At 34.2% G+C, this 25,809-nt stretch carries 28 protein-coding genes and 1 pseudogene; 21 read left to right on the top strand and 8 right to left on the bottom strand.

The window, feature by feature from the left end; all coding sequences use genetic code 11:
• The first annotated feature begins 30 nt into the window (after positions 1-30).
• Positions 31-342, top strand: coding sequence for a helix-turn-helix domain-containing protein (locus BM012_RS09090; protein ID WP_061804404.1), 312 nt, complete (start codon positions 31-33; stop codon positions 340-342).
• A 419-nt stretch (positions 343-761) separates the two neighbouring features.
• Here BM012_RS09090 and BM012_RS26770 read toward each other — a convergent pair.
• Positions 762-923, bottom strand: a pseudogene (locus BM012_RS26770) (YitT family protein); the annotation flags it as partial.
• A 118-nt stretch (positions 924-1,041) separates the two neighbouring features.
• Here BM012_RS26770 and BM012_RS09095 point away from each other — a divergent pair.
• From BM012_RS09095 to BM012_RS09105, 3 genes are read left to right on the top strand one after another with little or no spacing between them, the layout of a single operon-like run.
• Entirely contained in the window at positions 1,042-1,494 is a 453-nt protein-coding gene (locus tag BM012_RS09095; protein WP_061804403.1) for a MarR family winged helix-turn-helix transcriptional regulator, read from the top strand.
• 25 nt (positions 1,495-1,519) lie between these two features.
• On the top strand, positions 1,520-2,038 hold the full coding sequence (locus BM012_RS09100) for a spermidine/spermine N(1)-acetyltransferase (RefSeq protein WP_061804402.1): 519 nt from the start codon (positions 1,520-1,522) through the stop codon (positions 2,036-2,038).
• A gap of 28 nt (positions 2,039-2,066) precedes the next feature.
• Complete coding sequence (locus BM012_RS09105; protein ID WP_061804401.1) at positions 2,067-2,690, top strand: FMN-binding negative transcriptional regulator; 624 nt, start codon at positions 2,067-2,069, stop codon at positions 2,688-2,690.
• A 434-nt stretch (positions 2,691-3,124) separates the two neighbouring features.
• Here the strand turns inward: BM012_RS09105 and BM012_RS09110 are convergent, their stop codons facing one another.
• Positions 3,125-3,838 carry a DUF554 domain-containing protein gene (locus BM012_RS09110; protein WP_061804400.1) on the bottom strand — a complete coding sequence of 238 codons (714 nt, stop codon included), beginning with the start codon at positions 3,836-3,838 and terminating at the stop codon, positions 3,125-3,127.
• Positions 3,839-3,963: 125 nt separating this feature from the next.
• Here BM012_RS09110 and BM012_RS09115 point away from each other — a divergent pair, with 125 nt between their 5' ends.
• The 8 genes from BM012_RS09115 (at position 3,964) to BM012_RS09150 (ending at position 10,502) form a co-directional block, all read left to right on the top strand.
• Positions 3,964-4,836 carry a LysR family transcriptional regulator gene (locus BM012_RS09115; RefSeq protein WP_061804399.1) on the top strand — a complete coding sequence of 291 codons (873 nt, stop codon included), beginning with the start codon at positions 3,964-3,966 and terminating at the stop codon, positions 4,834-4,836.
• Between the two features lie 323 nt (positions 4,837-5,159).
• Positions 5,160-5,489: a GNAT family N-acetyltransferase gene (locus BM012_RS09120; RefSeq protein ID WP_082802573.1), complete on the top strand. Its 330-nt coding sequence runs from the start codon at positions 5,160-5,162 to the stop codon at positions 5,487-5,489.
• Positions 5,490-5,809: 320 nt separating this feature from the next.
• The gene (locus BM012_RS09125) at positions 5,810-6,256 is read left to right on the top strand and encodes a hypothetical protein (protein WP_061804398.1); all 447 of its coding nucleotides are present in this window, start codon (positions 5,810-5,812) and stop codon (positions 6,254-6,256) included.
• Complete coding sequence (locus BM012_RS09130) at positions 6,244-6,531, top strand: YxcD family protein (protein WP_061804397.1); 288 nt, start codon at positions 6,244-6,246, stop codon at positions 6,529-6,531. The genes BM012_RS09125 and BM012_RS09130 overlap by 13 nt, the downstream gene beginning before the upstream one ends.
• Before the next feature lie 367 nt (positions 6,532-6,898).
• The gene (locus tag BM012_RS09135) at positions 6,899-7,717 is read left to right on the top strand and encodes a MerR family transcriptional regulator (protein WP_061804396.1); all 819 of its coding nucleotides are present in this window, start codon (positions 6,899-6,901) and stop codon (positions 7,715-7,717) included.
• A 109-nt stretch (positions 7,718-7,826) separates the two neighbouring features.
• A complete protein-coding gene (locus BM012_RS09140; RefSeq protein ID WP_061804395.1) occupies positions 7,827-8,504 on the top strand; it encodes a DUF554 domain-containing protein in 678 nt (225 codons plus the stop codon).
• Between the two features lie 833 nt (positions 8,505-9,337).
• Positions 9,338-9,787 (top strand): methyltransferase, encoded by a 450-nt coding sequence (locus tag BM012_RS09145; protein WP_225985229.1) that lies wholly within the window; start codon positions 9,338-9,340, stop codon positions 9,785-9,787.
• A gap of 46 nt (positions 9,788-9,833) precedes the next feature.
• Complete coding sequence (locus BM012_RS09150) at positions 9,834-10,502, top strand: class I SAM-dependent methyltransferase (RefSeq protein ID WP_061804394.1); 669 nt, start codon at positions 9,834-9,836, stop codon at positions 10,500-10,502.
• 234 nt (positions 10,503-10,736) lie between these two features.
• On the opposite strand, the gene BM012_RS09155 is transcribed toward BM012_RS09150, so the two are convergent.
• From BM012_RS09155 to BM012_RS27220, 3 genes are all read right to left on the bottom strand, one after another.
• Positions 10,737-11,174, bottom strand: coding sequence for a hypothetical protein (locus BM012_RS09155; protein ID WP_061804393.1), 438 nt, complete (start codon positions 11,172-11,174; stop codon positions 10,737-10,739).
• Between the two features lie 213 nt (positions 11,175-11,387).
• Positions 11,388-11,771, bottom strand: coding sequence for a hypothetical protein (locus BM012_RS09160; RefSeq protein ID WP_061804392.1), 384 nt, complete (start codon positions 11,769-11,771; stop codon positions 11,388-11,390).
• 261 nt (positions 11,772-12,032) lie between these two features.
• Complete coding sequence (locus tag BM012_RS27220; protein ID WP_061804391.1) at positions 12,033-12,332, bottom strand: TIGR04104 family putative zinc finger protein; 300 nt, start codon at positions 12,330-12,332, stop codon at positions 12,033-12,035.
• 416 nt (positions 12,333-12,748) lie between these two features.
• On the opposite strand from BM012_RS27220, the gene BM012_RS09170 reads away from it, so the two are divergent.
• Positions 12,749-14,137 carry a PepSY-associated TM helix domain-containing protein gene (locus BM012_RS09170; protein WP_061804390.1) on the top strand — a complete coding sequence of 463 codons (1,389 nt, stop codon included), beginning with the start codon at positions 12,749-12,751 and terminating at the stop codon, positions 14,135-14,137.
• A gap of 26 nt (positions 14,138-14,163) precedes the next feature.
• Positions 14,164-14,640: a FixH family protein gene (locus BM012_RS09175; protein WP_082802572.1), complete on the top strand. Its 477-nt coding sequence runs from the start codon at positions 14,164-14,166 to the stop codon at positions 14,638-14,640.
• A 206-nt stretch (positions 14,641-14,846) separates the two neighbouring features.
• Here BM012_RS09175 and tatC read toward each other — a convergent pair whose 3' ends face one another.
• Positions 14,847-15,569 (bottom strand): twin-arginine translocase subunit TatC, encoded by a 723-nt coding sequence (gene tatC, locus BM012_RS09180; RefSeq protein WP_061804389.1) that lies wholly within the window; start codon positions 15,567-15,569, stop codon positions 14,847-14,849.
• Between the two features lie 73 nt (positions 15,570-15,642).
• Positions 15,643-15,867 (bottom strand): twin-arginine translocase TatA/TatE family subunit, encoded by a 225-nt coding sequence (tatA, locus tag BM012_RS09185; protein ID WP_019394379.1) that lies wholly within the window; start codon positions 15,865-15,867, stop codon positions 15,643-15,645.
• A 331-nt stretch (positions 15,868-16,198) separates the two neighbouring features.
• Here tatA and BM012_RS09190 point away from each other — a divergent pair, with 331 nt between their 5' ends.
• The 4 genes from BM012_RS09190 (at position 16,199) to BM012_RS09205 (ending at position 19,889) form a co-directional block, all read left to right on the top strand.
• Positions 16,199-16,522: a hypothetical protein gene (locus BM012_RS09190; RefSeq protein ID WP_061804388.1), complete on the top strand. Its 324-nt coding sequence runs from the start codon at positions 16,199-16,201 to the stop codon at positions 16,520-16,522.
• A 310-nt stretch (positions 16,523-16,832) separates the two neighbouring features.
• Positions 16,833-17,567, top strand: coding sequence for a gluconate 2-dehydrogenase subunit 3 family protein (locus tag BM012_RS09195; RefSeq protein WP_061804387.1), 735 nt, complete (start codon positions 16,833-16,835; stop codon positions 17,565-17,567).
• Positions 17,568-17,579: 12 nt separating this feature from the next.
• Positions 17,580-19,316, top strand: coding sequence for a GMC family oxidoreductase (locus BM012_RS09200; RefSeq protein ID WP_061804386.1), 1,737 nt, complete (start codon positions 17,580-17,582; stop codon positions 19,314-19,316).
• Positions 19,317-19,547: 231 nt separating this feature from the next.
• Positions 19,548-19,889, top strand: coding sequence for a c-type cytochrome (locus BM012_RS09205; protein WP_061804385.1), 342 nt, complete (start codon positions 19,548-19,550; stop codon positions 19,887-19,889).
• Positions 19,890-20,008: 119 nt separating this feature from the next.
• On the opposite strand, the gene BM012_RS09210 is transcribed toward BM012_RS09205, so the two are convergent.
• Positions 20,009-20,269 (bottom strand): hypothetical protein, encoded by a 261-nt coding sequence (locus tag BM012_RS09210; protein ID WP_061804384.1) that lies wholly within the window; start codon positions 20,267-20,269, stop codon positions 20,009-20,011.
• Positions 20,270-21,043: 774 nt separating this feature from the next.
• On the opposite strand from BM012_RS09210, the gene BM012_RS09215 reads away from it, so the two are divergent.
• The 3 genes from BM012_RS09215 to BM012_RS09225 all read left to right on the top strand — a co-directional run bounded on the left by BM012_RS09215 (position 21,044) and on the right by BM012_RS09225 (position 25,803).
• The gene (locus tag BM012_RS09215) at positions 21,044-22,240 is read left to right on the top strand and encodes an L-lactate MFS transporter (protein ID WP_061804383.1); all 1,197 of its coding nucleotides are present in this window, start codon (positions 21,044-21,046) and stop codon (positions 22,238-22,240) included.
• A 451-nt stretch (positions 22,241-22,691) separates the two neighbouring features.
• Entirely contained in the window at positions 22,692-23,165 is a 474-nt protein-coding gene (locus BM012_RS09220; protein WP_061804382.1) for a MarR family winged helix-turn-helix transcriptional regulator, read from the top strand.
• Positions 23,149-25,803 (top strand): MMPL family transporter, encoded by a 2,655-nt coding sequence (locus BM012_RS09225; RefSeq protein ID WP_061804381.1) that lies wholly within the window; start codon positions 23,149-23,151, stop codon positions 25,801-25,803. The genes BM012_RS09220 and BM012_RS09225 overlap by 17 nt, the downstream gene beginning before the upstream one ends.
• The last annotated feature ends 6 nt before the right edge of the window (positions 25,804-25,809 follow it).

Genomic DNA, 25,809 nt, shown 5'->3' on the forward strand with positions numbered 1-25,809 from the left:
TTATAAGGTCAATGAGCGTTGCCAATAAACATGAAATGGATAATCTTATTAATTGAAACGTCTACCTTAGAAAAGAACACTGAAGAAGAGGATAATGGTAATGAAATGATTGAATATTTTACAGACTCGCTTGATGAGGTTGTATATTCAATCATTGATCCAACCCTCTTAAATCCAAATGTCGCGTTAAAACAAGAACAAAAAGTTGAAATTATAAGTCAGTTATACAAAAAAGGAATATTCCAATTAAAAGGGGCCGTCTCTCAAGTTGCTGAGTTACTGAACATATTTGAACCTAGTGTGTGTCGATACTTAAAAATGATTGATAATAATAAAAAATAAGCAAGAGGAACGATAAAGTTCCTTTGTTTATCTTTTATTATTCAACCCGCTGAAGTATCCCTTTAAACGTATGCTTCTAGTTACTATAATGTTGATTATTGACACAAAAACAGGAGAGAAGCTTTAAAACTTCTCTCTTGTTTGATGTCTAAACTTAATCTTATAAGGTAGTGTCCTCTGAAGTTAATCCAATTCGATTTTAGCTCCATCTAGTCCAAGAGTTTTCCCTTGGACTATATCATCCTCTCTTTCTACAGAGTTTCCTGTTCCTATTGGTCCATTTGTTTCAATGCTATCTTCTCTTAATTAATAAATAAACGGTAATTTATGTTCATAGAGCCTAATATGCATAGAATCACACTTCCTAAAAAAAGGTGGTAAGGTTTTGAACAATATAATGGTGAGAGAGTTTAGCATCCTTTTGGTCTTTGTCTTTTTAAAAATGAATTACAACATATCAATATTAAGGTTATTATTTTCCAACTCCCCACAGTAAGCCCTACCTTTATGGACACTCCTATCAAAAGTGCATCAAAAGGGGAAGTTCCAAGGGATGATTGTATAGTGAAGGATATACCAATTTGACTTTACTCAACATCTTTATCATTATTTTTATTGCAAATGCAATAAATTTAAGTTAAGTTTAATATATGTTATTTTTGTTGCGTTTGCAACGAATTATGCGCTAAGGAGTGAATTATGAAGGGAATTCTTCGTGAAATTGGAATGATAGCAAGGGCATTAGATTCTATAAGTAATATAGAATTTAAAGAATATGACCTTACAAAAGGACAGTATTTGTACCTTGTGCGAATATGTGAAAACCCAGGAATCATTCAAGAAAAGTTAGCTGAGATGATAAAAGTAGATCGAGCAACAGCCTCTCGGGCTATCAAAAAACTTGAAATGAATGGCTTTATTGAAAAGAAAGAAGATACACATAATAAAAAAATAAAAAAACTCTTTCCAACAGAGAAAGGGGAAAATGTGTATCCTTTTATAAAAAGAGAAAATGATTATTCCAATACCGTGGCATTAGAGAGGTTTTCTGAAAGAGAAGTAGAAACCATTTTCCATCTTCTTCAAAGAGTAAGAAAAAATATAGAAAAAGACTGGGAATTTGTAAAAAAGGGCAACAAGAGAAATTATTGATGACATAAAGGAGCGACTGATTCCAATGACGATAAATCTAAAAAAATGTACCCTTGAAGATTTACGTAAACTTCAAGAAATTAGTTATGAAACATTTAATGAGACATTTAAGCATCAAAATTCACCAGAAAATATGAAGGCTTATTTGGAAAAGGCTTTTAACTTAGAACAAGTAGAAAAAGAATTATCTAATACGTCTTCCCACTTCTTTTTTGTTTATGTTGATAACAAAATTGCAGGCTATTTAAAGGTCAATACCGATGATGCTCAGTCTGAAGAGATGGGGGATGAATCCCTTGAAATCGAAAGGATCTATATAAAGAACAACTTTCAAAAACATGGGATTGGTAAATATCTGTTCAATAAAGCAATAGATATGGCAATGGAACATAATAAAAAGAAAATCTGGCTAGGTGTATGGGAAAAAAATGAAAATGCCCTTGCTTTTTATAAGAAAATGGGATTTGTTCAAACAGGAGTCCACTCTTTTTATATGGGGAATGAAGAACAAGTAGACTTCATAATGGTCAAAACACTCGTATAACTTCTTTGGAGAGGAGAGGTGGAGGATTATGTATATTCCACGATATTTTAAAGTCACAAATGTTGATGAAATATGGGAGTTTGTTCAAGAGAACTCCTTTGGCACGATGGTCACAACAAAACAAGGGAAACCCATTGCCACCCATTTGCCCTTGCAATTAGTGAAAGAGGGAGATACTTACTATATAACGGGGCATGTGGCTTATGGGAACCCTCAATGGAGAACATTTGAAACCTGTGAAGATGTATTGGTGATGTTCCAAGGACCGCACGCTTATATCTCTTCTTCTTGGTATAAGCAAGAAAATGTGCCGACATGGAACTATCAAGCTGTACATGTATATGGTACAGCTAGCATTTTGAACGAAGAAGAGTTAAAACAAGACCTGACAAAGTTGCTGCAAAAATATGAAAAACACCGTAAGAATCCAGTTTTATGGGATAAGCTTTCTCCTGAAGTTTTAGAAAAACAACTAAAAGGGATTGTTGGATTTAAGATTAAAGTACAGGAAATTCAAGCTGCCAATAAACTAAGTCAAAATCGTAATGAAGATGACTATCAGAACATCGTTAATAAACTCTATGAAGAAAAGGATTTGAATTCCCAACAAATGGCACAATTGATGGAGAGGAAGTTCAAAAAGGACAAATAAGTCTTATAAAAAGGCTGATCGTTTTAAAAAGATTGATCAATACCGTTTATTCATTTTAAAGGTTATCTTTTTAACCTTAAACTACAATACTATTCTACTAAAGGTTGCTTTTCTAAAGTAAGATTATTATTTATGAACTGAACGGTAAAAAACGTTCAGTCTATTTTTTATCAATAAAGTATATTCTATTGATATAGTTGTTGTACTTCTGAATAAATGGGAATAAAGTGAGAAACCTTTCCTCTTCAGTAGCAAGAATTACATTACTGAAAAGGAAAGGTTTTGTGGTGTATACTTACTTTTTCGAATGGATTTATAACACCTAAACGCCTAGTTCATATAACTTACATTATTGGAAGTTTGAATTCCTATTTAATGTTTGAAATTCGGAAAACTTGAATGATTAATATTATTAAAATTTAATGGATTTACTTTTAGAAATGTGATTTAAAACCGTAAATAATTGAAACAAGCAGTGCAGTCACTACTATTCCAGGAAGAAGATTAGCCACTTTGATTTTTGTAATTCCTACTAAATTTAAACCGATGGCAATAATCATAATTCCACCGGTAGCTGTTATTTCTGTAATAAAACTATTCATTAAAGCCTGAGGAATAAAACGCTCAATTTGAGTTGCAAAAATAGCAATTGAACCTTCATATAAAATGACTGGAATTGCAGAAAATAAGACCCCAATCCCTAGTGTTGTAGTCAATATTAACGCTACAAATGTATCTATAATAGTTTTTGTGTATAACACATCATGATTACCCCTAATTCCACTATCTAAAGCACCAATGATACCCATTGCTCCAACAACGAATACTAAAGTACCTGTTATAAATCCTTGAGATATACTTCCCTCTTTATTTGAGCCGATTTTTTTCTCTAACCAACCTCCTATGTTAGTTAGTTTATCTTCTAAGGCAAATAACTCACCAATTACTGCCCCTATAGCAAGACTTAAAATCACGATAAGGAAATTCTCACTTTTAAATCCCATTTGTACTCCCATGACGATAATGGCTAAACCCATTACATTCATGACAGTGTGTTTCATGCTATCTGGTATACGACGAAGCAGACTGCCTAATAAAGTACCGATACTTACACCTATTCCGTTTAATAAAGCCCCTATTAAAATCATTTTCTTTCACCTGTCCGTTTCTATACAGCTGTATTTTCTCAAATTATAGAGGTAAACTACATATAAATAAAATCAAAGTTTTCAATATTTAACATGAATAAAATTTATGGATAGGAATGATAAAAATGAGTCTTGCCAAATATGAGGTTTTCGACACTGTTGTTGAACTAGGTAATCTAACCAAAGCTGCGGAAGCTTTAAATTTAACTCAGTCTGCTGTTAGTTATTCTATCGCAAATCTTGAATCTGAACTTGGATTTCCTCTACTTATTAGAAGTCGATCTGGTATCACTTTAACAAGCAATGGGCAGAGAATCTTAAAATATATACGAACGATTCTACATTGGGATGAAAAAATGAAGCAAGAAGCCGCCTGTATCAACGGACTTGAAGTTGGTTCAGTTCGGATAGGGGCATTTACAAGTGTTTGTATTCAATGGCTTCCTAGATGGATAAAGCATTTCAAACAAGAGCATCCCTTTATAGAAATTAAGATTTTACAGGGAGGCTATCAAGACATTGAACAATGGATTGCTAATGGAGTTGTAGATTTTGGTTTTGTTAGCTTACCTACATTAGAGGGTTTTGAAACGATACCGCTAAAAAAAGACAGATTGGTTTGTATCCTTCCATACAATCATCCTCTGGGTAATCAAGATAAGATTCGTATTGAACAATTAGAGAATGAATCCTTTATCATACAAAAGTCTGGTTATGACCACGATATAAAACGTATATTTAAAGAGACCGGTGTTACGCTCAAAAACGCATTCGAAATGGCTGATGACCAAGCAATTATAGCCTTGGTGGAAAATGAACTAGGTGTGAGCGTCATTCCTGAATTAGTTCTGCAAGGTCTGCCTCATAACGTTACCATTCTTAGTATAGAGCCAGAACAGCATCGATTTATCAGCATTGCTGCACCATCTCTAAAAGAAATCTCTCCTGCTGCCAAAAAGTTTATTGAATATGTAAAAACGTTGTTAAAGTCAAACTAATATATCTAATTATGTATATGGTATTCCTATGAAGTTAACATAACAGCTCTTATCGGCAATCATTTTAGGAATTAATAGATAACTAAAGTTATTATCTACTACCTCGACATAACAAAACTCCAAAAGTATAAAGAATGAATGTATTTTTTTGTAAAAGGAGAAGAGTTATGAAAGAATTATATAGCGTAGATAAAGATACAGTAGTTGACATCAATGATATTACTAAATTAAGAGTATGTTTGCTTAAAGAAATAAAGGAAATTTAAACAAAAGAAGAAGAAACTCAACTCATAAATGCTACCAAGATCTATTTAGAAACTGAAATCTCCAATAATCATTTTGTTTCTTATATAGCTAAAAATGATGAAGGAGTTGTAAGTGTAAGGGGAGTGTTTTTTAAAAAAAGACCTTCTTATTTAGAGGATTTACAAGGCATAGAGGCTTATATCTTTAATATGTACACCTTACCAGCGCATAGAAGCCAAGGGTTAGCTAGACAATTATTTGAGAAATGTATTGAAGAGTGTAAGAAAAGAAATGTAAAGGGAATCTGGTTACATGCTTCTAAAGATGGTGAACCATTGTACGGGTGTAGGGGCTTTAACTTTAAAGGTAGTGAGGAGAGTTATTGCTCTAAAAAAGCATGTATATGATATACAGAGCTAGTTTACATAAAATATGCTTAGGGAAGTAAACGCTGCGTAGACACTTTGAGCATCAAAAAAACTATGCCTTCTGTTTTCCCTTCATTGTGGATTATTAATTTTCCCTTAGAATCTTATAATTTAGGAAAACATTTGGGAGAATGGTAATAGATGAACTTTCAAAATAAATTCTTAATGATTAATATTAGGTTTTAATATTCTCGCAGCATATAAAAATGTTAAAATATATGTGTTAACCCAGTTAGTGTAATAGATTTGCACTTGCTAATAAAAGCATCATGCTTAAACTCACGGAGGGGATGAATAAAATGAAAAAAGTATTAGCAGCTTTACTTACGACAGTACTTATATTTTTACCCGTTGGAAACTTTGCTTTCCAAGATCATTCAACAACAGTGGAAGCAAAATCTTACAGGTCAGGTAAGAAAAGTTTTAACAACGATAACAACAGTACAAATAACAATTTAAATTTCCAAAAGAAAAAAGAGGACTCTACTACAACAAATAAATCCACAAACGCTAAAAATAACAAAGGCGGATTTATGTCGGGTGGTCTAATGAAAGGCCTTATGATAGGTGGACTTGCTGGATTATTATTTGGTAGTCTATTTGCAAATATGGGTATATTAGGATCTATTTTAGGCTTACTAATTAATGTTCTAGCCATTGTCGTTTTAATTGCTGTTATTCGCAAAGTTTTTGTGTTTTTCAGAGCTAAAAAGAAAAATAAGGATACTAATCCATGGGGAGCTTAAGCATTTCTGAGCAAGATATTATTAATGCCCTTTGTGTTTATATCTCTCAAAAAAAGCAAATAAAGCCTGAAGAAGTCGAAGTAGAACTAATGTATGATGATAGCTGCGGATTTTCTGCGGAAGTTTTTGTAGACGGGCGAAAGCAAGTTTTAATTACTGCAAACTTAATTGAAGCTATTCGATTATGGCTTGACGAATATCTGAATAGAGATCCTTACGCTGGAATTAAGCTAGTGCTAGATGATGAAGAAGGGATTATTGCACTAATTAATTGATAAATGGAAGATAACCAGAACAAAGAGTTTTACTGGAGTAAGGACTAGGGAGTCTATCAAACTTCATGAAAACAATTTATATTTTCATCTAAATTTAAGGGGAAATAATACTCTCTTGCTAACTATGTATGCTATATATATCAGGTGTACATAACGTACATAGTAAGATGAAACAAATTCAGGGGAGTAAACGAAGAAGCCCAAACCCGTTGATTGACAACGGATTTGGGCTTTTTCTTTTCCCATAGGCATACTTTACGGACTAATTTTAATTTCTTCATATCCTCTGTCTTGTGTACTCTTTAGAGTATGGTAAATTTAGAAGAATGAATAGAAGAATGAATAAAAGTAAATTGAGGTGTTTATGATGAAAGAACTTTTTACGATTGGAGAGATATCAAAATTATTTCATGTGAAAATCTCCACTCTCAGATACTATGACGAAATTGGTCTTTTACGACCCCAGTTTACAGATGATAAGACCCATTACCGTTACTATTCAACCCAGCAATTTGAAAGACTGGATTCAATTAAATATCTAAGGGCACTAGGTATACCAATAAGCGAGCTTTTAGAGTTTTTTAACTATCGGGACATTGATAGCCTGGTTGTGATGTTAAAGAATCAACAAGCCGAAATAGCTCAGAAAAAGATGGAGTTAGAAACAATTGAAAGGAAAATTTCTCAGCGTCTACTGCAGATTAACCACGCTATACATACACCACTTAATACCATTACTGAGGTGAAACTACCCCAGCGGCATGTAGCTTATCTTCAGCATGATTATAATCCAAGTGAAGATATTGAATTTCCTATTTCAGAGTTACGTACTAATTTCAATCTTAAAACAGATATTTTTTTAGGGAAAATAGGCCTTTCCATTTCAGTCTCTGACTTGTGTTCGGGTACTTTTAATAAGTATTCAAGTGTTTTTATGACAGTGGAAGAGGACGATGAGGTCGCATCTCCTACCAGTGTTTTTCCTCCTAGAGAATATCTTCAAATTTGCTTTAAGGGCACTCATATGGATGCTCCTCCTTATTATAAGAAGTTGATGGAATATATGAAAAATCATCAATACAAACTGATTGATGATTCGATGGAGATAACATTGATTGATTATGGAGTTACGAACGACTTAAATAAATATGTCACCGAAATATTATTACCTTATAGTCGTTTGTGACATTTTCTGTGTTCCAAAAGTTAAAATCTCACTTGACCCTCCAGCTACTGGAGGGTTTAATGTTTTATTACGTTCTAAGTTACTTTATAAACAGAAAGGAGAACATACAATGTTTGGAACAATTTTCAATACACTCACAATCGTAGTAGGGAGTGTTATAGGTAGTATCTTTAAAAAGGGAATAAAACATGAGTATCATAATATTTTAATGCAAGCTATGGGATTGGTAGCTATTGTTTTAGGAATCGAGGCTGTCGTACATCATTTACCTTCGAGTAAGTATCCTGTACTTTTCATTGTAAATTTAGCGATAGGAGGGTTAATTGGTCAAAAGCTTAATTTAGAAGTAAGATTTAACAACTTAGTTAATAAATTTTCTAAAAGTAATCTAGCTGAAGGTTTGTCGACGGCCATTTTATTATTCTGTATAGGATCTTTATCTATTTTAGGACCGATAGAAGCAGCTTTAAAAAAAGACTATACCTACTTACTTGCTAATGGAATCTTAGATGGAATCACTTCCATTGTTTTAGCTTCAACCTTTGGTATAGGAATAGCTATTGCTGGGATTGTATTATTTATATGGCAAGGCTCTATTTATCTCATTACAACTTTACTAGAAGGTGCTATTAATCACAGCCTGTTAAATGAATTGAGTATTGTAGGTGGAATACTCATTCTGGCATCAGGTTTAAATATCTTAGAAATTAAAAAGTTCAAAACATTAAACCTTATTCCTTCTTTACTTGTTTCACCTCTTCTATTCTTAATCATCCAATTATTTTAATTCTGATATTGATGAAAGCCGAAAAGAAGGCGGAATAAAACCTAATTAATTTTAAAAAAGAATAGAAGTGATATAAAAAAGAGCTGGTTTAAGAACCAGCTATATATACCTTTAGTTCACATAGCTTCTATTCTAGGTAGTTTTATCTCTGAATATTATATAAACTAATATTGAGTTCTAGATTTGAGTCAATAATAAGGAGTTCGCTTTTTTCGCTTATTGAGAAAGGAATATCCTTGTCTCTTTTCAATTGATTTGATTAAGTTAAAATAATAAACATATCACTATTTGGAAAGGTGAAGAAATTGAGAAAACCTTTCTAGATCCTCAAGAACTAAAGATGATAAAACAATAAAATCTGATGACCTTGTTAAAAAGCCGTTTAAATAAAATGAGGTACCCCCGCTAGGGATACAGAAACTTTAGCCTTAATATACATTCGTTTTAACAAGAGTAAAAAAGAGCTCTTCTCGGTAATAAGGAGAGTTCTTTTTCTTTTATAAATAGCATATGAATAGCAAGGTATAAATTACGAATCGATGGATAATAAAGCTGTATAAAAACAGTTATAACAGGAGCGAAGGGCTAACGGTAAGGGAATTCACTTTCAACATATAAGGGGTTAACGTTTGCTGTTCATCTATCATTATAGTGTTTATTTTTGAGGGAGTGAAATTATGGGCGACAAAACTGGAGAAAAATTTAGCTATATTGATTATTAGGAAGAGAATTATGCAAATGGAGGGAATTCGGGAAACGGGTCTTACGGAGTTTTAGCACAATTCAAGGGGGATGTAATTAATCAGTTTATAAACAAGAAACAAATTCACACGGTGATTGAATTTGGATGTGGCGATGGAAACCAATTGAAATATATGAATTATCCTAACTACTTAGGTATGGATATTTCATCAACGTCTATAGATATATGCTCAAAGATGTTCGAAAAAGATGAGGCAAAAAGTTTTCTCCTATATAATCCTAAATATTTTATTAATAATGGATATTTCACAAGCGATTTAGTAGTGTGTTTAGACGTTTTATATCATATTACAAATGAGGATGATTTTTGGAAAACTTTAGATGATATTTTTTCTTGCAAAGCTTCTTTTATTATTTTGTATACGAGGATTACTAAACCAGAAGAGTTTGTGCATGGTATTCCAACAATTCAGGATCGGGATATTTTAAATTGCTTATCTAAATACGAAGACTATAAAATTACTGAAATTATTGAGCAAAAATATATAAAGAATTGTCAGGAGCAAGTTTTATTATCTTAGAAAAAGTTTAGTAACATGATTTATCCTCATCCAAAGGAGGAGAACGATGAGTATATTTACTTCAAGATTTATTCTTAAAGATGATCCGTATTCAAAGCATTTTGTCTTTAATTTGCCAAATACCTGGGAGACTAGACCTCATGAATATGAATGGGCAAAGCATTTTGCTGAGACTGGGGATATTGTATTAGATGCAGCCTGTGGGCTTTCTCACCCACTGAAATTTTATTTAGCTGATAAATGCAAAGAAGTATACGCTTGTGATATTGACAACAGAATTCTATCCAAATCCTCTATCCTTAAAGATATTGAGGATACTTATGGAACCGTAATTGAAGATTCTTTTCTTAATCATTATTTCAATCCCATCCATTTTTCCCAGTCCTCTTTGACAAACCTCCCATATCAAAACAAGAGTTTTGATAAAATTTTCTGTATCTCTGTTTTAGAACATCTAAGTAAAGAGGATATGGAGCAAACCTTTAAGGAATTTAGGAGAACATTAAAAGATAAAGGCTTACTTGTTGTTACCTTTGACTATCCTACTATTAATTTAGAGGAATTAAAGATCCTGCTTGATAAGGTGAAATTGAAATTTTACGGTGATTACTCATTTGATAAACCTGATAATGTTTTAGTTTCAACAATATGGGGAGAGCTAAATTGTTTTAGAGCTGTGTTAATAAAAAATGAAGATGAAGGTTTTAGTATGTAGATAATTTGTTAAAATGACGGAGCGGGAGCGCAAGACTATATATTAAAATGTAATGCTATAAAAAATAAATAATAGAAGTAAAAAGAGTAAGTTCGTTCAAAGACAACGAACTTGCTCTTTTTTGTACTGCTGTACACTTTTATGGGCTTATCCTAAATCTTTATGAACGAAGTGTTTCAAACATTAGTGTTTAAGATATAGAGATTTTAAAACGTGATGAGGCGAACAGGATGATTATGTATGTTTGATTTTTGAGTCTTTTCTCTTACATAAACCTTGTATGGTTCCAATAAGAAATAAAATATAGTAAACTACTGTCATTTGTAACAGAAGAAATCCCATCCCATAATCATCGTCTGGAAAATTAGGTTTTGGTAATAAAGGAATACTCGCTATTGAAAGCATTAGAGCGAGGTAGGCCACAATATTAATAAAAGGGATAAAGAGTAAAAATCTCCATATTCCAAACTGAAAGCGTCTACTAACTTTTGCACAAATAGGGATGTATAAAATAATGACTACACCTGTAATAATCAGTACGAACGGAGTAACCAGGCCATACCAAACAAAGAGAAATGTCTGATTTATAATAAGTAATAGAAAAGCTGAAATAGATAAATAGAGGATGAAGAAAAAGAAACCTATTGCTTGTTTTTTTATATGTTCTACCATAAAAATACTCCCTTTGACATCATTTGCTGTAAAATAAACGAAGCTCATCCTTATTTCTTTGCTTAGATGATGAGAAAATAATATTTAAAAAGATTGAATGGTGTATTGAGTGAGGAAGTGTACGAAAAACAAAAACTAAATGTAAAATTTCTTATATGTTGTTTCGTTATGTTTCTGAAACAGGTGGATAAGGAAGAAAAGATTTTCTGCTTATTAGGTAGCTGCTTTAATTTCTCTTTTTCGACTCAGCATATGATCTACGATACAAAACAAGAGGGCAATTCCTAGCGAATAAATAGTAAGAAACCAAAGAATGAAACAGGGAAGGATACCAAAGAATGCGTGTCCTATAATAGAGAACTGAAATTGCCCAGCTTCCATCTTGTTGGTTACGGCTCCAATTAGGAGAGAGGTAGGTAAGCCGTACAAGAAAACACCTGGAAGTACATACATAGCATAAGCTAAAGGACTGTATAATACACTCTTCCAATAGTTGTCCATTTCCCCAAAAAGGCTATCTATTGGAGTGAGAAAAGAGATAAGGATAATAGACAAGATACTTGTAATAAAAGCCGTTAACAATTTTCTTTTAAACACGTGCTTGCACCTCCTTTTTAAAGTGGAAACCTTTAAACTCAGCTTCTCCTATATCTAACTCCAAAATTAAGATAAACAAATAGACAATTAGAGAGGCGGAAGTAATAGTGATCCAAAAAGGTCAATTCTTCGCTTATCAATGTTAGTGTAAAATAGAGAAAGAAGCCTTCACGTAATGTTGATTATCGGCATACAAAAGGGATCTTTGATGAAAGATCCCTTTTGTATCTATTTTTGATAAGGGATCCAGCGAAGAGGAATTTACCACAGCGGTTCTTCCTCGTTGCTAAGTTTATAAAACAATGGCATACAAATAAAAACTGTAATAAAAGATACGAGTTCAACAGTTAAGACATATTGAAAGGGCATACTAAAAGATACTAAAGGTATCCAAATCAGAAATGGAATCATTGTAAATACACTTAATTTGTTTCTTGATTGCTTTGAAATATATTGAAATTCTCCACATGATGAACATTTTAACTTATTTCTGAACGTAAACATTTTTATAAAAGTTTCTCTCCAGGTCCACTTATATCCGCAATTTTGACAGGTTGGCATCAAAACCAGCTCCTTTCAAAGTTATATCCTAATATTATTTTAACACATATTACCAAAAGAGATTTTAAAATCGAATGTATACTTCATTCATTTTCGGTCTACATAAAACAAATGATAGACAGTAAAAAGCTTGGATATTGCCTTCCAAGATTTTTAAATTCATTAAATACAGACGTCGATTGATTTTTACCTTTGTTCTATGCATTCTCTGCACCCTCTTTCACAAATCCCTCTTTAGAGTCATTCTTCTTCTATCTATCCTGCGTATAATGATAAAGATATGATGAGTAAATATTCTTAATAGGACTACTTAACGTAGAGGAAGGAGCTTATATCTCAACATTTAAACAAGCTATTATCACAGAATGTTATTATTGAATCTTTTGACGTCCGAGACTAGTAAGGAGGAAAAAGAAATGGAAATTACAAGAGAAGAGAATCAGGCTTCTGCTCAAAATAATACGAAGAAGCAAAATCTAGGAAACTCCTTATATCGTACTGTATGGCGATGGCATTTCTATGCGGGAATTTTGTTTACACCGTTCCTTGTTATTTTAGCTGTGACAGGTTCTGTTTATTTATTTAAGCCCCAAATTGAACAAGTCCTTTATCAAGAGTACTATGAAATCAATCCTCAAGGAGAAAAAGAGCCTGCCTCGCAGCAAATAGAGGAGGTCAAAAAACTGTACCCTGACGCTTTAGTCACCTCTTATCGTCCAGGAGAAACAGACGATCGATCAAGTGAAGTGGGCATCGTTTCCCATGATGAATCTCTTACTGTTTTTATGAATCCTTATACAGGTGAATCTATGGGAACGTTGAAAGATGAAGATCGTATCATGGATAAGATTGAAGAAATTCATGGAGAATTGATGGCTGGGACGCTAGGAGATCGAATTGTAGAATTGGCAGCCTGCTGGGCCATTGTTCTTATTGTAACTGGGCTATTTTTATGGTTTCCAAAAAGGAAAAAAGGGATGGGCGGAGTATTGTTCCCCCGATTTAAGAAAGGAAGCAAGATTTTAAGAAGAGACCTACATGCTGTCCCTGCATTTTGGATTACAGCTGGTATGTTATTCTTGATTTTCACTGGTCTTCCTTGGTCAGGTTTTTGGGGAACCAATTTCCAATCGATCGCTACGAATTCAGGATCAGGATACCCTCCTTCCATCTGGACAGGAAGTGCTCCTACTTCTGTTGTAAAAACAAAAGACGTTGCAGAGGTACCTTGGGCAGCGGAAAACTTAGATGTCCCTAAGTCTGAACTTCAGGGATTAGTCCCGCTCTCCATTGACAATGTAGTGGATATTGCAAATCGCAAAAGAATGCATCCTAGTTATACGATTAGTATTCCAAATGATAAAGAAGGCGTATATACGCTATCAGCGTTTCCACCTAAAGCACAAGATGAAGCGACCATTCATATTGATCAATACTCGGGTGCTGTGCTAGCTGATTACCGTTATGATCATTACGGATTTATTGGAAAACTAGTGGCATTGGGAATTACATTACATAAAGGAACCCAATTCGGTTTCCTTAACCAACTTGTTAGTCTTGTCATTTGTTTAGGTATTATTTTTATTGCCGTTAGTGGTTTTTATTTGTGGTTGAAACGTAAACCGAAAAAAGAGATGGGCGCTCCTAAAGCTCCTAGTATCAGAACCATGAAGGTTTTTCTCGTTGTTTTAATTGGATTAGGCATTGTATTTCCTTTGGTAGGGCTATCTCTTATCTTTGTTTGGTTGTTGGATTGGCTCATTATCAAAAGAATTCCTTCTGTTAAGAAGTTTATGAATGCTTAATTCCAATATAAAGGAGGTTTTAATCCTTGAAAAAGAAACGATATATGTATATAGGATTCTTTTTTCTTCTCAGTCTCTTGCTTTCGGCTTGCTCTATTAAACCAGATGCAGCGAAACAATATAAGATGGAACATCCTCTTCAAGCTGAGATTATTCTACCAAAATCGTTATCAACGAATACAGAGACAACCTTTAGAGTCAATCTAACTCAAGATGGAAAAAAAGTTGAGAATCCAGATTATGTCCATTTTGAGATATGGAAACAAAATGGCTCAGTAAAATTTCCAATGGAACAAGCTAAGAAAGAGAAAAACGGCACTTATCGTTTAACGAAAAAGCTAAATCAAGATGGGCTATATTATGTACAAGTACATGCCAGTAAAGGCGAAGATCCTATTATGCCGAAGAAACAGTTTATTGTAGGGGAATTATCTAAGAGTGAATTAGAATTTCTACAAGATGGCGCTCCTAAACCAGAGAATGGACATCAACATCATCACTAATTTAGTAAAAACCCCTCCTTCTAATAAAGGTAGGGGTTCCTTACTATCTTTTACATCCATTCAAAAACAAGCATAATACCTAAAAGGACCGAGCGTTTTAGGTCTAGTTTTTCTTAGGTTTCTATAAAAAGTACCTTGTTTCATTTGTTCAAGCTTGTGCACTTTGAATAAGGCAATAAGTCCATCGTCTATCATAGTTGTTCGGATTATATCGAAACATCGCTTTCAATTCGCTTCTTATAAACAAACTTGGAAATGGTGATACTCAATTCATACAGAAGCAGCAAAGGAACAATCACTAGAATATCCGAGATAAAATCAGGCGGAGTGATTAAAACCGATACAACAATGAGGGTGAAATAGGAGAGTTTCCTTGCTTTAGCTAATCTCATTGGATTAAGAATTCCCAGTCTCGTTAAAAACATTACGACCAAAGGCATCTCGAATAAGAAACCAAAGGGTAAACTCAAATGAAGCATGAAGCGAAAATATTCCTCTGCCGTAAACATTGTTTCGAACTGCCCAACGGACAAGTTTGTTAAAAATCCTAATACGGTCGGGAACAGTACAAAATATCCAAAAGATATTCCTGTAATAAATAAAACAAATATCCCTGGGATAAAGCTTAAAGTCACCATACTTTCTTCTCTTGTCAGAGCCGGCTTTACAAATCGCCACACCTGGTATGAAGCTACAGGGATAGTAAAAGCTATGGCGCATATAGTCGAGATAATCATATATACCCATAAAATATCACCCGGACCCAAGATAGCTAATTTCCCATCAAGATCTCTAACTAACCAATTATACATATCCTCTACAAAAATGAATGCAGTCACAAGGAAAATGATAAAGGTAAACAAGATTTTAATAATTCTTTGACGAAGTTCATTCAAATGTCCAATAAGTTCTCCATGGTCGTTTTCCATGTCAGTTGCCTCCTGCTATCATATAAGTATGAGATAAAATAGAAATAGACGAGTTACCCCGTCTATATATTCCTTATTTAATTACCGATTTCTCTTGCGGCTTTTCAACAGCCGTTAATTGAGGTTTTTTCTCTTCCTCTTTATCATCCTCATAAACTAACCCCTTAGTTGCGCTCTTAAATTCGGTCAAAGTTCGACCAAAAGCTCTCCCGATCTCAGGTAATTTAGAAGGTCCAAAAATCACAAGGGCAATAATAAGAATTAGAATCAAGCCTGGAATACCGATATTTTGAAACATCACTTAAATCCTCCATTCAAAAAAATTCTTCTACACATAAGCTCTAGGGCACTACTTTTCAAAGTTTTCGGGTAGGATCACCTAGTAGCACTTTTCGCACGGTTGACAGTCGTAAGGAAGCCGTTTATTTATAATTCTTTTCATATATTCCCAAAGCTGTTCATTTTTTATACGTGATTCAAAAAGACTAACAATTCTATCCACATATTTATGAATAAATAACCAAATTATAGGCTTTTTCTAAGTACTTTAATCTAGTAATACATGTTTCTTATTACATAGGGAATCGTAAAGAATTAAAGATGATATAAATCAAGAAAGGGGAATGACCATGAATAAAAAACGGTATCTTATCATGACAAGTATATTTTTATCCGCTTTGATGGTAGTTGGCTGTAATGCGAATCAGGATCCTAATCCTCAAGACGGTCAAAATCAGGTGGATGAAAATGAAAATGCGGATAATATTGATAAGATGAATGATCACATAGATGATACAACGGAAGATGTGGATGATATTAATGGTGATAAAGAAAACGAAATGCCATCTAGAATTGATGAGGATAATAAAGCAGAAGAAGATGCAGTTTCAGATCCAGAAGATCCAGTAGGAGATCTAGAAGATTTGAACGATGAAAATAAGAGAGAGAATTAATAAAATGCTTTAATAGAACCATAAAAAAAGAAACTCTGATTCAGAGTTTCTTTTTTTATAATCTTGGCTATATTAAAGTCTCAAAAATCAGCATGTTTCTTTAACAAGGCTATAATTTTAGGAGTTGATTAAAAATAAAGGATGGGAGGCAAAAGAAGCAATAAACCTATTCACTCTTACCCTTTACGCCTCTCCATATCAACATAAATCTCTCTACTACATTAATTCATTCAAAAAGTTGTAATATTTGTATTAATTCACCTGGAGATACCGATACTTTATTAATAAATGTAAAAATGGAGGAAATTACATGACTAATGAAAAAGATACCATAAATCACTCGCGCAGACGCTTTATAAAAAAGTCTGGTTTAGTAGTGGGAGGTACCCTATTAGGAACCTTTATAGGCACTAGTGTCCAAGGGAATAAACAACAGTCACCTCCTCCTCCAACAAGCGAAAAGAAAAATTACAACAGAGCTTTAAAATTTTTCACCCGTCGTGAGGATTTTGATACGCTAAGCGCTGCCACTGAACGTATTTTTCCTGAAGATGAAAATGGACCAGGAGCTATTCAATTAGGCGTTCCTTATTTTATTGACCATGAGTTGGCAAGTGGATATGGACATAATGATAGAGAATATATGAAAGGACCTTTTTTCTTAGGAAGTGAATTTCAAGGTTACCAATCACCACTCAAACGACGTGACCTTTTCTTAAAGGGGCTTCGTAAAATTGAAGAGGTCAGTAAAAATGATTATAATGCTTCCTTTGTCGATCTGAAGGATGAACAGCAAGATGAATTGTTGACTAAGTTTGAAGAAGATAAGGTAGAGATAAAAGGCGTAAAGGCTTCATTTTTCTTTAATACGTTAATATCTGCCACTTTTTCCGGTGCTTATGCCGATCCTCTGTATGGCGGAAATGCCGATATGAAAGGTTGGAATATGAAGGAATTTCCGGGCGCCCAAATGAGCTATTTGAATGAGATCGAAGAAGAAAAATTTATAAAAAAAGGACCAATTGCATTAAATGATCATATGTAAAGGAGAAAGTCTATGGTTACAAAATTGGACAAGGTTGATGTTGTAGTAGTAGGTATCGGTTGGGCAGGGGGCATTATTTCTGCGGAACTGGCAAAACAAGGCTTAAAAGTCGTTGGCCTTGAACGAGGAAAATATAAAACAACTGAAGATTACCAAATGGTGCATGATGAGTATCGATATGCTGTTCGTTATGAGTTAATGCAAGATTTGTCGAAAGAGACCATTACTTTCAGAAATAACCCAGATGAGCAGGCATTACCGATGAGACAGCTTGGAGCGTTTCTACTTGGAACTGGAGTAGGCGGAGCGAGTACCCATTGGAATGGGGATACGTGGCGTTTTCTTCCATATGATTTCGAGCTGAAGTCAATGACCGAAAAAAAATATGGGAAAAATAAAATTCCTAATGAGTATACCATTCAGGATTGGGGCATTACATACAACGAATTAGAACCTTATTATGATAAATTTGAAAAAACAGCTGGCACAAGCGGGGAAGAGAGCCCTCTTGGACCACCAAGAAAGAATCCATATCCTAATCCACCAATGAAAACTACACCAATGCTGGAGCTTTTTACAAAGTCCGCTAAAAACCTTGGACTTCATCCGTTCCGTCTTCCATCAGGTAATCTTTCACAAACATATACAAATCCGGATGGTCAAACGCTAAATCAGTGTCAATATTGTGGATTCTGTGAAAAATTCGGTTGTGAATACGGAGCAAAATCTACTCCGGTTGTGACAGTTATTCCGACAGCTGAGAAAACTGGTAATTTTGATTTACGTCCATATTCCAACGTAACGGGTATTATTCATGATGGGAAAAAAGCTGCCGGAGTACGCTATGTAGATGTACAAACAGGAGAAGAATTTGAACAGGCTGCAGATGTAGTTGTTTTGACAAGTTATACAATGAATAATTCCAAATTGTTGCTGTTGTCTGAACTTGGTCGCCCATATGATCCAAAAACCGGTGATGGCGTGATCGGTAAAAACTACTGTTATCATATCACTGCAAAAGCAACAGGCTTCTTTAAGGATAAATATAATGCTTCTATGGGGGCAGGAGCCCTCGGTGTAACAGTGGATGACTATAACGGCGATTTCTTTGATCATACTGATCTAGATTTCATTCATGGTGGGTCCATTTCAATTAAACAATTAGGCAAACGGCCAATTTTAGAAAATGCTGTTCCTAAAGGAACTAAACCATGGGGGAAAGAATTTAAACAACAATCCATCAAGTACTATAACCGTTCTATTGCTGCTTGGGCTCAGGGAACTTCTTTGCCACATCGCAATAATTATATTAGTTTGGATCCGACCTATAAAGACGCATATGGACTCCCACTGACCCGATTAACCTATGATTTCACTGAACACGATGCTAAAATTTTTCATTTTCTTACTGACAGAATTGCAGAAATTATAGAAGAAATGGGCGCGGAATTAGTCGAGAAAGGGGAAATAAGTGAGCACTTTGATATCGTACCAGGATGGAATGACCATATCACTGGTGGAGTTATCTTAGGAGACAATCCAGAAACATCTGCACTCAATAATTATCTCCAAATGTGGGATGTAGAGAATGTTTTTGTCATTGGTGCGTCTGCTTTTCCACATAACGGAGGCTATAATCCTACAGGAACAGTAGGTGCATTGGCGTATCGGGCTGCTGAAGGTATTCAAAAATACTTAGAAAAAGGCGGGCAACTTGTGAAAGCCAACCTCAAAAATAAGCTTGCATAACATAAAGAAAAACGAAGCGACAAAGGACAAGGAACCATTAACTTTCGGCTTAATGGTTCTTTATTTACTGTGAGTTTTTAGATAGATAATAGAGATAATAATTGCCTTGGATGTAAATAATAAAATATGACCGAAACAGGTGCTAACGTTATTAAGCTAGAAAATAGTTTTCACCTTCATTGCCCACCATAATTAAGTTGTCATAGAAAATTTCGATTCGGAGGTTATAATATGAAAAAAATATTGATTACTTCTGGAATCAATATTGTTCTCATAGGATGTCTATTATTTTTACTGTTTTTTTATAAAGGATCTCAAGATCTACAAAATGAGGACGGGGAAGCAACAACTGTCGGTAATCCAGAAGAAATTGTAAGTCAAAACTGTATAGCTTGCCATGGAGACAACTTACAAGGTGGATCTGGACCTCCTTTAAATAGAGTAGGTTTAAAATATCAACAAAATGAAATAGAAGATATTATTAATAATGGTAAAGGCGCTATGCCAGCGGGGGTTATTTCTGCGGAAGAGGCTAAAGTTGTGGCTGAATGGTTATCACACAAAGAGAAATAAGCATACATGGAGCGATGGGGCAATGAATAAAAATATTTTTATGATTTAAATGAAATACAAAGCGGCCTGTGCCTAATAAATGTGACGCAAGCTGATTTATATTTTACAAATGCATATAGTTAGAAAAAAGAAGACCAATTAAAAAAGACAGACCAAACAATGGTGTTAACTAATAAGCCACTAACTAAAAAAATCCATTGGTTTTCTTTCTCTTCCCAGCAAGTAACAATAAGGGCAATTCCAATTAGAACTCCGATAAAGGAAAGCCATGGGAATGGATCAAAGGTTTTTAAACAATAAATACCTAAGCAAAGTGTTAACAGTAAAGACAATAAAAGCTCACTGAATAATGATAATTCAGTTTTAATATGATTATTCATTTTTATCCTCCTAAAAAGTATTTTATCTTCAATATCCTTATGACTTAGAATGCCGTGAAACTTTCTTAACAGCTATCCAAATTTAATTAAAAGCAAAGTGTAAATGTAACCTAAAGAGTAAGGCATCTTTAATTTACTCAGATATAAAGACGTTTATACGATGGGGAAATATCACAACGATTTCAAGAACATGGCATATAGGAGGCAATTTTTAAAGCCCTTAATGCAAACCAAAGAATTTTTTGATGTTTAGATAGTAAGGGGACATTATCTCTTTAATTAGATAAGAAGTGTGTAAAAGGAGAATGCTTTATATTTGTTGCAGAAGCTAATGTATATGAACTATAAAACTGCTCAAACTAATAACATATTTCCCATTTATATAAATTTGAGAAGCCTTTGCTAGCGATAAGCAAAAGATTCTTTTTACTGTCTTTTATTTAGTATCTTTAGCATAAACTTTCACTGCACATAATGTTGGTTATCAGAAGAAAAAAACGTAAATCCATTGAATGACACCAGGTTTACGCTTTTTCTTTTCCTTTAGACAGATCGGTTTAATCTATATGTAATTCAGCAACTAAGAGTAGAATGAATCTACAATAGTATATACAGCTTGTTTTTATTCATAAAGAAGAAGACCGCGTATCTTCCCCTTTATCTTGGATACAATAACCTTTGACTTATAGGTGAGCATTTTATTAATACTAAAAGTCCTATAAAACTTCTATAACTAAGAAGGTCCAATATCAAGATGGGAGAAGATTAGTTATCATGAAAAGCAAGGATATACACCCTGCGTTTCTTATTCTAGGAACAATTATTGTCCAAATGGGACTCGGGACAATTTACACATGGAGTTTATTTAATCAACCATTAGTTAATAAATTCGATTGGGAGCTTAGTTCCGTAGCTATAACGTTCTCTATCACGAGTTTTGCCTTAGCTTTTGCTACTTTATTTGCGGGAAGACTACAGGAAAAATGGGGAATTCGTAAATTAATTGCCTTATCTGGTTTTATTCTTGGGTTAGGGTTAATTCTTACCTCACAAGTTTCTTCGCTCCTAATGCTTTATTTGCTGGCGGGTATTGTTGTAGGTTTTGCTGATGGAACAGCTTATATTACATCTTTATCTAACTTAATTAAATGGTTTCCGAATCGTAAAGGTCTCATTTCTGGAGTTTCTGTATCTGCATATGGATTAGGAAGCTTAATTTTTAAATACATTAATACAGCTCTCATTAATCATGTAGGTATCTCCCAAACCTTCTTCTACTGGGGTATCATCGTTATGGTCATGGTAGTTGGAGGATCTTTACTTTTAAGAGAAGCTATTATAGAGGAAACACCTATGAATACAGAGAATACGCAGAATAAACGAGATTATACAGTTAAAGAAATGCTAGTAACAAAACAGGCTTACTTACTTTTCATTATGTTCTTTACAGCATGTATGAGCGGTTTATATTTGATTAGCATTGTTAAAGACATAGGTGTTCAATTAGCTGGTTTAAATGTTGCTGTGGCTGCTAATGCAGTGGCTATGATTGCTATTTTTAATACAGTCGGTCGCCTTATTCTTGGTTCACTCTCTGATAAGGTTAGTCGTTTGAAAGTTATTGCCTTCACTTTTTTAATTACAGCTATAGCTGTGCTTATACTGAGTTTTGTTCAGTTGAATTATGAAATTTTCTTTGCTTGTGTCGCAGCCATCGCTTTTTGTTTTGGTGGGAATATTACTATATTTCCTGCTATTGTAGGTGATTTTTTCGGTTTGAAAAACCATAGTAAAAATTATGGAATTGTCTATCAAGGCTTTGGTTTAGGGGCACTTGCTGGCTCTTTTATTGCAGCATTTCTAGGAGGATTTAAACCAACATTTATTATTATAGGGATTCTTTGTATTCTATCCTTTATTATAGCTATCGTTATTAAACCACCTAGTCACTCAAAGGGAAAAATAAATTAGATAATACAACAAAAGCGAAATTAATGTAACAACAGTGGAAGTAGAGCTAATCTATTTTTATCAATCTATTCTATATTTGAATGCTGTATAAATAGCGAATAATTAGACATGTTAAACAAAAATATACACATGGCAAACATTCATATAAAATTGACTCTCGCTAGCAAAAAGAGCATCTAATATCATTATTAGATGCTCTTTTTGCTTCCCTAATCCAGTTAGTACTAAAACCGACCACATTTTCTTCATGTGACACAGCTGACCACGAAAAGGTTAAGAACTCTTTTTATGAAAAATTCTCAAATATTAATGATTAGAAAGGGAGATAAATAAATACAAAAAGGGATTTTAATTGAACATTTAGGATTGACAACAGATTGTTTAACCCTATAAACTATACTTTGTGATATTGTTTATCCCTATAAACTATATAGAGAAAGGGGAGAGGAAATTGACTAAAAGAAATTTATACCAAGCGGTTAAACTTTTTGAAGACGTTTTGCTTACAGGCTCTGAAGTGATTAGTAAAAAAGTGGACCAAAACTTGTTTGATCACGTTTCTAAACAGCAGTTTGAGCTGTTAAACACGCTCAAAATTAAAGGTCCTTCTTCACCAGGGAATTTGGCTCTTGTGCAATGCGTACATAAAAGTGCGATTTCAAATCGATTGAAAAAATTGCTAAATAAAGGCTTGGTTCAATGGGAAAACCCTGATGCAAATGACGATAAGCGCTCAAAATTAGTAAGCATTACCCCTCAAGGTGAAAAGCTTATTAGTGAAATGGACAAAGCGATTTTTGCTGTCATTGAGGACATATTAAGCAACATAGAAGATGAAAAAATTGATACATTTATCGATATTTTCACAACCGTAAAAGAAACGTTGATTGCAAAAGGAGATAGTACAGATGAGACTAATCATTAAGTTTAAATGGGTAATCGCTGCTTTATTGATTGTCCTAACAGCTGCGTTGATGCTAACGGCTCCTAATTTAACAAAGCTTGCGAATGAAAAAGGGCAAACACAGCTTCCAGATGATGCGGTTTCTCAGCGAGCCGCCGAAATCTTAAAAGATGCAGGAGAAGACAATAACACGATAAGCGTTGTTGTTACGCTAGATAAAGCGTTGGATGAACAGCAAGGAAAAGATATTCAAAGCTTAATAGACAAAATGGAAGATATTAAAGGAGTGAAGTCGATTACAACTCCTTTAACAGAAGACAAAGAAGTACGAGAACAGCTGATGTCAAAAGATGAAAAAACCGTACTTATTCCGGCAACTGTTGAAGGATCTGATGAAGAAGTTGAAAAAATTGCAGATGATATTTATAAAGAAACACCAAAAAGTTTAACAACATATGTGACAGGGGCATCGCTCATTAATCAAGACTTTGCACACAGTTCTGAAGATGGATTAAAGAAAACAGAAGTAATTACAGTCTTCTTAATTTTAGGATTGCTTCTTGTTGTATTCCGTTCAATTGTGACACCATTCGTTCCTATTTTAATTGTCGGTGTTACGTATTTAATCAGTCAGTCATTGTTGGCCATTTTAGTGCACAGTTTTGACTTCCCAATTTCTACGTTTACACAAACGTTTTTAGTAGCAATCTTGTTTGGAATCGGCACAGACTACTGTATCTTAATTCTCACTCGCTTCCGTGAAGAGCTTGCGAACGGACATGATAAAGTAGAAGCAACATTAATTGCTTACCGCACAGCAGGACGAACATTATTCATTAGCGGGATTGCCGTTTTAATTGGTTTTGCAGCCATTGGATTTGCAAAATTTGCGATTTTCCAATCTGCTGTTGGTGTAGCCGTTGGAGTTGCTATTTTACTTCTTGTGCTATTTACGCTTTTACCATTGTTCCTCGTTACGATTGGTCCGAAACTTTTCTGGCCATCGAAAAAAGTTATTTCCCATAATGAAAATAAGCTGTGGGGATTTTTAGGAAAACATTCTGTAAGAAGACCATTTTTATTTTTAGTCATCACAGCGATCGTCACAGTACCGTTTATTCTCACATATGACGAGGAAATTTCATTTGACTCAACGGCGGAAATTAGCAGCGACTATAAATCGATTAAAGGATTAAATGCTATGAGTGAAGCGATTGGAGAAGGAAAGGCATTCCCTGTTACAGTCGTCATCAAAGGCGATAAAGATTTAACAACAGCCAAAAGCATTCCATACTTAGGAAATCTCAGCAAAGAGATTGAAAAAGTAGATAACGTTGACTCCGTTATGACAATTACACAGCCAACAGGTGAGCGTATTAAAGATTTATACGTTGATTCACAGCTAGGGATTGTTTCAAATGGTCTTGGAGATACAATTAATGGTCTTAACGATGTGAAAAAAGGGTTAACAACGGTCCAAAACGGATTAAATCAAATTTCAAGTGAAACAAGTGCTTCATCAGGAAACAGTGGAAGTTCTCTTTCACAAGCTGGGGACGGTTTGGCACAAGCAAATGAACAGCTTGGACTTGTAAGTCAAAAACTTGCTTTAACAGGAAACGTTGACGAAGCTCTTCCGCAAATTACAGCGATTAATAGACAACTTGGCACAATTGCAGAAGGTCTACAAGGAGCAAACACGCAAATTGAAGGAGCACAGCAACAAACAAAAGCGCTAAGTGAAAACTTAAGCAAACTTTCTCAAGGAGTGAAAGATGCCAATGATGGATTAACACAAATTTCGGATGGTCTTACAAAAGCAAAAGACACGTTAGGGAATATGAGCAACAGTCAAACTGTTCGTGAAACAGGCATTTATATTCCAGAAGAAACAATACAAAATGAAGATTTTAAACAATCAATCGACACATATTCATTTGATGATGGAAAAGGTTTAAAACTAAGCGTTGTGTTAGATTCAAATCCGTATTCTGAAAAAGCGATCGCAACGGTGAAAGATATTGAAGAAGCGGTAGATCGTGCTGTTGTTAATACACCTTTTGAAGGTGCTGAAATTATGTATGGCGGCATTTCAAGTTCGAATGCAGACTTAAACGATATTTCCACAACAGATCTTTCAAGAACCATGATTATTATGATGGTTGGACTTTTCGTTGTGCTTACTATTTTATTCCGTTCGATGATCATGCCCGTATATATGATTGCTTCACTGCTTGTCACATACTACACAGCGATTTCGATTTCAGAGTTTCTGTTTGTAAATGTGATGGGTGAAAGTGGTATAAGCTGGGCTGTTCCATTCTTTAGCTTTGTTATTTTAATTGCATTAGGAATTGACTATTCTATTTTCTTACTTGATCGTTTCCAAGAAGAAGTTAGGGAAAGCATACCAGATGCAATGGTGATATCAATGCGTAAAATGGGATCTGTCATTATTACAGCATCCATTATTCTAGCAGGAACGTTCGCAGCCATGATTCCATCAGGCGTGCTTACGCTTGTTCAAGTTGCAACAGTCATTATTATTGGGTTGCTTCTATACGGAATTGTCATTTTACCACTGCTTATTCCAGCCGTAACTGTTACGCTTTCTGAAGGAAACTGGTGGCCATTTCGCCGCAAGAAAAGAGAAGAATAAGTAAAA

Origin of the sequence: Priestia endophytica DSM 13796, assembly GCF_900115845.1 — a bacterium.
GTDB classification, from domain to species: domain Bacteria; phylum Bacillota; class Bacilli; order Bacillales; family Bacillaceae_H; genus Bacillus_I; species Bacillus_I endophytica.

What these genes read in the sequence shown, in the direction of transcription:
- BM012_RS09140 (WP_061804395.1), top strand. Translation starts at nt 7,827, where the DNA reads ATGTTTGGAACAATTTTCAATACACTCACAATCGTAGTAGGGAGTGTT.
- BM012_RS09090 (WP_061804404.1), top strand. Translation starts at nt 31, where the DNA reads ATGAAATGGATAATCTTATTAATTGAAACGTCTACCTTAGAAAAGAAC.
- BM012_RS09150 (WP_061804394.1), top strand. Translation starts at nt 9,834, where the DNA reads ATGAGTATATTTACTTCAAGATTTATTCTTAAAGATGATCCGTATTCA.
- BM012_RS27220 (WP_061804391.1), bottom strand. Translation starts at nt 12,332, where the DNA reads ATGCCAACCTGTCAAAATTGCGGATATAAGTGGACCTGGAGAGAAACT.
- tatC (WP_061804389.1), bottom strand. Translation starts at nt 15,569, where the DNA reads ATGGAAAACGACCATGGAGAACTTATTGGACATTTGAATGAACTTCGT.
- BM012_RS09200 (WP_061804386.1), top strand. Translation starts at nt 17,580, where the DNA reads ATGGTTACAAAATTGGACAAGGTTGATGTTGTAGTAGTAGGTATCGGT.
- BM012_RS09195 (WP_061804387.1), top strand. Translation starts at nt 16,833, where the DNA reads ATGACTAATGAAAAAGATACCATAAATCACTCGCGCAGACGCTTTATA.
- BM012_RS09215 (WP_061804383.1), top strand. Translation starts at nt 21,044, where the DNA reads ATGAAAAGCAAGGATATACACCCTGCGTTTCTTATTCTAGGAACAATT.
- BM012_RS09225 (WP_061804381.1), top strand. Translation starts at nt 23,149, where the DNA reads ATGAGACTAATCATTAAGTTTAAATGGGTAATCGCTGCTTTATTGATT.
- tatA (WP_019394379.1), bottom strand. Translation starts at nt 15,867, where the DNA reads ATGTTTCAAAATATCGGTATTCCAGGCTTGATTCTAATTCTTATTATT.
- BM012_RS09170 (WP_061804390.1), top strand. Translation starts at nt 12,749, where the DNA reads ATGGAAATTACAAGAGAAGAGAATCAGGCTTCTGCTCAAAATAATACG.
- BM012_RS09155 (WP_061804393.1), bottom strand. Translation starts at nt 11,174, where the DNA reads ATGGTAGAACATATAAAAAAACAAGCAATAGGTTTCTTTTTCTTCATC.
- BM012_RS09095 (WP_061804403.1), top strand. Translation starts at nt 1,042, where the DNA reads ATGAAGGGAATTCTTCGTGAAATTGGAATGATAGCAAGGGCATTAGAT.
- BM012_RS09110 (WP_061804400.1), bottom strand. Translation starts at nt 3,838, where the DNA reads ATGATTTTAATAGGGGCTTTATTAAACGGAATAGGTGTAAGTATCGGT.
- BM012_RS09100 (WP_061804402.1), top strand. Translation starts at nt 1,520, where the DNA reads ATGACGATAAATCTAAAAAAATGTACCCTTGAAGATTTACGTAAACTT.
- BM012_RS09210 (WP_061804384.1), bottom strand. Translation starts at nt 20,269, where the DNA reads ATGAATAATCATATTAAAACTGAATTATCATTATTCAGTGAGCTTTTA.
- BM012_RS09115 (WP_061804399.1), top strand. Translation starts at nt 3,964, where the DNA reads ATGAGTCTTGCCAAATATGAGGTTTTCGACACTGTTGTTGAACTAGGT.
- BM012_RS09130 (WP_061804397.1), top strand. Translation starts at nt 6,244, where the DNA reads ATGGGGAGCTTAAGCATTTCTGAGCAAGATATTATTAATGCCCTTTGT.
- BM012_RS09105 (WP_061804401.1), top strand. Translation starts at nt 2,067, where the DNA reads ATGTATATTCCACGATATTTTAAAGTCACAAATGTTGATGAAATATGG.
- BM012_RS09205 (WP_061804385.1), top strand. Translation starts at nt 19,548, where the DNA reads ATGAAAAAAATATTGATTACTTCTGGAATCAATATTGTTCTCATAGGA.
- BM012_RS09135 (WP_061804396.1), top strand. Translation starts at nt 6,899, where the DNA reads ATGAAAGAACTTTTTACGATTGGAGAGATATCAAAATTATTTCATGTG.
- BM012_RS09190 (WP_061804388.1), top strand. Translation starts at nt 16,199, where the DNA reads ATGAATAAAAAACGGTATCTTATCATGACAAGTATATTTTTATCCGCT.
- BM012_RS09125 (WP_061804398.1), top strand. Translation starts at nt 5,810, where the DNA reads ATGAAAAAAGTATTAGCAGCTTTACTTACGACAGTACTTATATTTTTA.